Origin of the sequence: Trichocoleus sp. FACHB-90, assembly GCF_014695505.1 — a bacterium.
Lineage (GTDB): Bacteria > Cyanobacteriota > Cyanobacteriia > Cyanobacteriales > FACHB-T130 > Funiculus > Funiculus sociatus.
Genome location: NZ_JACJOK010000049.1, coordinates 1 through 5,143 on the forward strand (window position 1 = coordinate 1; position 5,143 = coordinate 5,143).

Annotated in this window: 6 protein-coding genes; 3 read left to right on the forward strand and 3 right to left on the reverse strand. The window is 45.4% G+C overall.

Going from position 1 to position 5,143, the window contains the following annotated elements; translation table 11 throughout:
• Positions 1-247 precede the first annotated feature (247 nt).
• Entirely contained in the window at positions 248-1,732 is a 1,485-nt protein-coding gene (locus H6F74_RS13965) for a hypothetical protein (RefSeq protein WP_190442055.1), read from the reverse strand.
• A gap of 139 nt (positions 1,733-1,871) precedes the next feature.
• Here H6F74_RS13965 and H6F74_RS13970 point away from each other — a divergent pair, with 139 nt between their 5' ends.
• On the forward strand, positions 1,872-2,423 hold the full coding sequence (locus tag H6F74_RS13970) for a GNAT family N-acetyltransferase (protein ID WP_190442062.1): 552 nt from the start codon (positions 1,872-1,874) through the stop codon (positions 2,421-2,423).
• A 121-nt stretch (positions 2,424-2,544) separates the two neighbouring features.
• On the opposite strand, the gene csaB is transcribed toward H6F74_RS13970, so the two are convergent.
• A complete protein-coding gene (csaB, locus tag H6F74_RS13975) occupies positions 2,545-3,597 on the reverse strand; it encodes a polysaccharide pyruvyl transferase CsaB (protein WP_190442056.1) in 1,053 nt (350 codons plus the stop codon).
• A 127-nt stretch (positions 3,598-3,724) separates the two neighbouring features.
• On the opposite strand from csaB, the gene H6F74_RS13980 reads away from it, so the two are divergent.
• The gene (locus H6F74_RS13980; protein ID WP_190442058.1) at positions 3,725-4,090 is read left to right on the forward strand and encodes a DUF2499 domain-containing protein; all 366 of its coding nucleotides are present in this window, start codon (positions 3,725-3,727) and stop codon (positions 4,088-4,090) included.
• Positions 4,080-4,376, forward strand: a complete 297-nt coding sequence (locus tag H6F74_RS13985) for a DUF3593 domain-containing protein (protein WP_190442060.1) — start codon at positions 4,080-4,082, stop codon at positions 4,374-4,376. Before H6F74_RS13980 ends, H6F74_RS13985 begins: the two co-directional genes overlap by 11 nt.
• Before the next feature lie 217 nt (positions 4,377-4,593).
• Here the strand turns inward: H6F74_RS13985 and H6F74_RS13990 are convergent, their stop codons facing one another.
• Positions 4,594-5,010, reverse strand: coding sequence for a CPBP family glutamic-type intramembrane protease (locus H6F74_RS13990; RefSeq protein WP_199301219.1), 417 nt, complete (start codon positions 5,008-5,010; stop codon positions 4,594-4,596).
• Positions 5,011-5,143 lie beyond the last annotated feature (133 nt).

Genomic DNA, 5,143 nt, shown 5'->3' on the forward strand with positions numbered 1-5,143 from the left:
GGATGCCGTTTTCCTCTTGGACTACGGGGGTCTGCAATGGTTTTTAATTGATCTATGAGGGTCATGGGTTGATGGTTGAATATGGTTTATCAACCCATCCTCATTTTTCTCTGTTGACATTGAAACCACCCTGCTTTTTTAAGGGGGGTTGGGGGGATCAAAACGTTAAGACAACAGACGTTAGATACCTTTGCGCCCCTTTCCAAGAAAGGAACTGAATCTGTAAAGAAAGCACATCAGTTAATTTCTACTTTCTTTTCGGAAACGTTGGCAATTCTATTGCTGCCAACGTTTTTCTACCTTTAGGGGGGCGCTGGGGATAAACAATTGGTGAAGGCCAGTTGGGTTGGGAGAGAATAGCATCAGAACGCTGGGCTGGCGAAGAGGCGGCAAATTCTTCTTCCCTTGGGGTGGCTTCCTCCTGTGTGGCGTTCACATCAGCATCATCTTCGGAAGCATCTTCGAGAAATGATGAAAAAGGAAATCTGTAATCTGACGCTGGGGTGTCGATGGTTTCCGGTTCATCATTCTCATCTGGTACTGAAGTCACAGCCAGCAGCAAGTCTTCGATTTCCTCCTCAATCGCTGAAATTTCTTGAGGAGAAGCTGTTTCTGGGTCAGAGATGGAATAGATATAGTCCACTTCAGTTGGTAGTGGATAATCATCCAGTACAGAGGCAAAATCTTGTTCTACAACTCTTAATTCTTCTTCTTGGGAGTTAGACATCTCCTCTTCCATAGGTTCCCAATCTGCGGAGACAAACGATGTTGTGTCTGTAATTGGCGAGTAAGAAGATGATGTGGGGTTACTCTGTTCCTCATCGACTTGGTGGTCGAGGAAATGCGATCGCACTGACCAAGGTTGGATCGGCTGGGCTTTGGGAACCAGTGATGAGGGATCAGGTGCGCTTTTGGGTTGGCGCTGCGCCCAGTTGGCACCTGGTAGATTTGCTTCGGGGTCAGCGGCTGTCGAGGCGGGCATTTCCAGACACTTTTCTAGCGCCGCTTTGAATTGCAAGGTTTGGCGCTGCTGGCGGTGCAGGCGGGCGCTTAACTCGCGGGCATGATTTTCACTTTGAAACAGTTGGTGAGATTGCTCGTTGTAGCGTTGTTGAGTAAAGGCGCATTCTCTCTCTAGCTGGGCTATTCGTTCCTGAGAGTTTTCTAGCTGCTGTGTCAGCGTTTCTATCAATATTTGCTGACGTTGGGCGGCTTGATGAGATGATTCTAGTTCCCGAAACAGGCGAGTTACTTGCTCTTGGGAAGCCTTAAGTTGTTCGGAAGCTTGGGCAAGTAAGGTTTCTTGAGATTGCGATCGCACTTTTTGCGCCTGCAATGCCTCCTGACACTCAGCATAAGCTTTTTCTAGATGATTCACTCGCACGAGCAAATCCCGATTTCGCTGACGCAGTTCCGCCGCCAGCAAAAATAAATTAGGTGTATCTATCGGCGGCTGGGACTTCATACTCGGCGCTGTGGTCTCCTCCTGGGAGGTTGGGGGAGTATGCACCAAGCTAACAACTTTTTGCACGCGAGGTTCCTCCTGTGCAGGAAACTCGGAAGGTTCGAGGTCTACGGATGAAGGCGGAATCGGAGAATCTGTTTCGGCGTTCATCCCTGAACCTTCATCGTTTCTTTGTTCATCCTTCATCCTTCCGGCTTCATCCTTTAATAATTCCGACGGGGGCTGGTACTTGTTAGCTTCGTCTTGCGGGGTGTCAGCTTCACTCATTGCTCTAATTTTAAGAGAGGGTCAGGGGTGTTTAGAAGGGATTTGATATAGCGTTATCAATAACGGCTTTTTTAAAATCAGTGTTGAGCCAATTCTATTAGATTATTTCACAACAGAGTTCTTGCGGGGGAATGATACCATATTCAAATTTTGCATCGACGAGGAAACTGAACTCAAATTACTTGAGGTTGAACACGCAGAGGAATTATTTGCCCTCACCGACTCTTGCCGCAACTATCTTCGGGAATGGCTACCGTGGGTTGATGGGACAAAAACTGTGGAAGATACAAAATCTTTCATCGAAAGTTCCTTAAAATTCTCAGCCAATGACGGATTTCCTGTGGGAATTTGGTATAAGGGTCGCATAGCCGGGTGTATTGCCTATCACACGATTGATTGGGATAACCGTTCAACAAGCATCGGTTACTGGCTGGGTGAAAATTTCCAAGGACGGGGGCTGATGACTAAAGCCTGTGGCGCTATGGTACATTATGCGCTGGATGAATTGAACCTTAACCGCGTAGAAATTCGCTGTGCTGTAGGGAACTTCAAGAGTCGCGCAGTTCCGGAAAGACTAGGATTTACCAACGAAGGGACTCTTCGCTCTAGCCAATGGCTGTACGATCATTTTGTCGATCTAGTTGTTTACGGGATGCTTGCTAGGGATTGGCAAATTTTAAGTATTAAATAATACAGCAGCAGGTTGAAGTATAAGCAAGGTTTCACTGGTTCCCAGGCTGAGCCTGGGAACCAGTATATAGAGGCTCTGCCTTGATTTAACACTGGTGGAAGATTTATAAGCAAAGTTTTTGCTATCCCACGGCTAAAGCTTCAGCTAATAAATCCCGGTGCATCAAGGATCTATCTACCAAAGATTGTATTTGATGGGGTGTGAGGGCATCGCCATTTACGTAGTGTTCTAGCCAAGCTTTACTAATTGTGTTAGGGTCATCTGGCAATTGGTCTAAATCCCATCCCGGCATTGCCAATTCTTCCATCAACAGGTTAACTTTGGGGTCATAGCTGAGAGCAAAGCAGCGACATTCTTGGGATGCTGCCATAATTAGGCTGTGGAATCTCATCCCAATTGCCATTTCTACGCCTTGAAATAATCCTTTTAGTTCTCTGGGGTCTTCTAGAGAGAAAATATGATTGGGGCCGGGTAATTGCGATGCAATTGACTGCGCGATCGCATAATCTCGATTGAGTTGAAATGGCACCAGTAAAATGCAGGTTTCAGTTGCTTTCTGAAAGTCTATCAGGGCGCGGGTGAGATTATTAAGCCGAGTTGGGGTAAGTTGGGGATGCGATCGCAATGTTACGGCGACTCTGGGCGCGGGTAAGTCCCAAAGTCCTTTTACTGGTAGCGAATCTAACGCCCAAACTGGATCGGGGGCGATAATCGAGGATATTTTCCAATTTCTCAGTAGGGTAGCAGAAGCGCGATCGCGTACACTTACAGCGCTACAACCAGCAAAAGCGTTTCGCGCCACCCAGCGAGTCAGCTGGCGATTTAAAGGGCCAATTCCCTGCGCCCAAGCAATAGTTTTCAAACCTTGTTGCTGCGCCAATCCCATCAATCCCGCATAATATAGGGGGCTGACGGCGCTGGTAGCATCTTGGATTAAACTACCTCCACCCCAGATGAACACATCTGACTGGCGCAAAGCTTTTAGAACTGGAAAGAAAGCTTTGCGCGAGAAGGTTTCAACATTGTAGCGATCGCGTGTCTTTTTTGGGTCGCCTGACAATACCAAAGGCAACACATTATCTGGTAGCATTTGCAACAGCGAAGCCAGCAACGCCTCATCGCCTGCATTCCCCTGCCCATAATATCCGCAACATACTGCTCGAATCTTTTCCATGCTGAAACTTTACCAGCAAACCTGAGCTGTAGGATAGTAAAAGCTAGTAGCTAGAAGCGAAAAATTTTAAAAGGAATTAATTTTTCTTCCCCAATCCCCAATCCCCAGTCCCCAATCCCCAACTTCCATGCACGCACTCTCAATTCCCACTTGGATTATTCACGTCTCCAGCGTCATTGAGTGGATCGCCGCCATTTGGCTAATCTGGACTTACGGCGAAATTACTCGCAACCGGGCGTGGTGGGCGTTGTCCTTTGCCATGCTACCAGCTTTAGTCAGCGCCATGTGTGCCTGCACCTGGCACTTTTTCGACAACCCTGAATCCCTAGATTGGATTGTCACCCTCCAAGCGGCGATGACGCTGGTTGGTAACTTCACCCTCTTAGCAGCTGGCTGGTGGATTTGGCGCACATCACGAGTTGCTAATTCCGCCCTACCCGTTAATCAAAACAATTCACCATCGCCCCTAAAAAATCAAAATAATGATTTCTAAAGAAACCCTTTTTGCACTTTCTCTATTTCCCTACTTAGGTTTTCTCTGGTTTCTCACCCGTAGCAGACAAATGCCACGATTAGCCTTAATTGGCTTCTACATGACATTGGTTTTTGTTGGTGTCACCATTCCCGCTGGAATTTACGCCAAAGTTGCCTATGGAGAGTCCTTAGCAAATATAGATTGGTTGCACGGTGGTGCAGAAGTTTTCTTGACGCTTTCTAATATTTTGATTGTCCTCGGTTTCCGCCAAGCAATACTACAAATTCGTCAAGAATCTAGGTGAGAGTAATTTATGATTTTGTTAAATTTATGTATTCTAAATTACTCTTTTGTGGCGCTATTTGATGTATATTTAAATAATGGAAATCTGCTTCAAAAAAATATTACAGCCTAATTCTTCCTCATCGAAATGAGTATATCAGAAAAAAAAGCTTGAAGTCTAGGGGTTAAAACAAAAAATTTGTTAATTATTAGTTATTAGCCCTTAGTCACCAAACCTTCTAACTGACTAATGACTGCAACCTACTAAACCCACCTAATAGAAGTATCCATACAACTACAACCAGCCAGTGAATCATTACCGGAGTCCACAGAGAACCACTCTGGAAATAGGCAAGAGTACAGATAATTCCAAGAAGTGCAGCTAAGAGTAGAAAAACCGGATCAAAAAACGTTTTGAGTCCCTCTGGATAAAAGGTTAAAGCATTGAGGGGATGATAAACAATAAAGGCTACCAAGCTGATACATCCCCAAAACCACAGAGTAACTGTTAAAGCATTTTCTGTGGGATGAGGGAGGAGTAAAACGCGAAAAAATACCTCTTCTGTTATCGCAGGAAACAGCAGACATTTTGCTATGACACCGATAACAATCTCCCACGAGGTTTGTACCTCAATTTTTAGAAAGCCCAGCTTCAATCCAATGGGTAAAGAAATTAGGCTCTACCGAACATAGTATGTAAAATAAACTGAAACTAGCTGGCAAAATGCCAAGTCAGAAAACTTCTTAATTTGAAATTGTTGAAGTTTCTAAACCCATAACCTCTTCGTT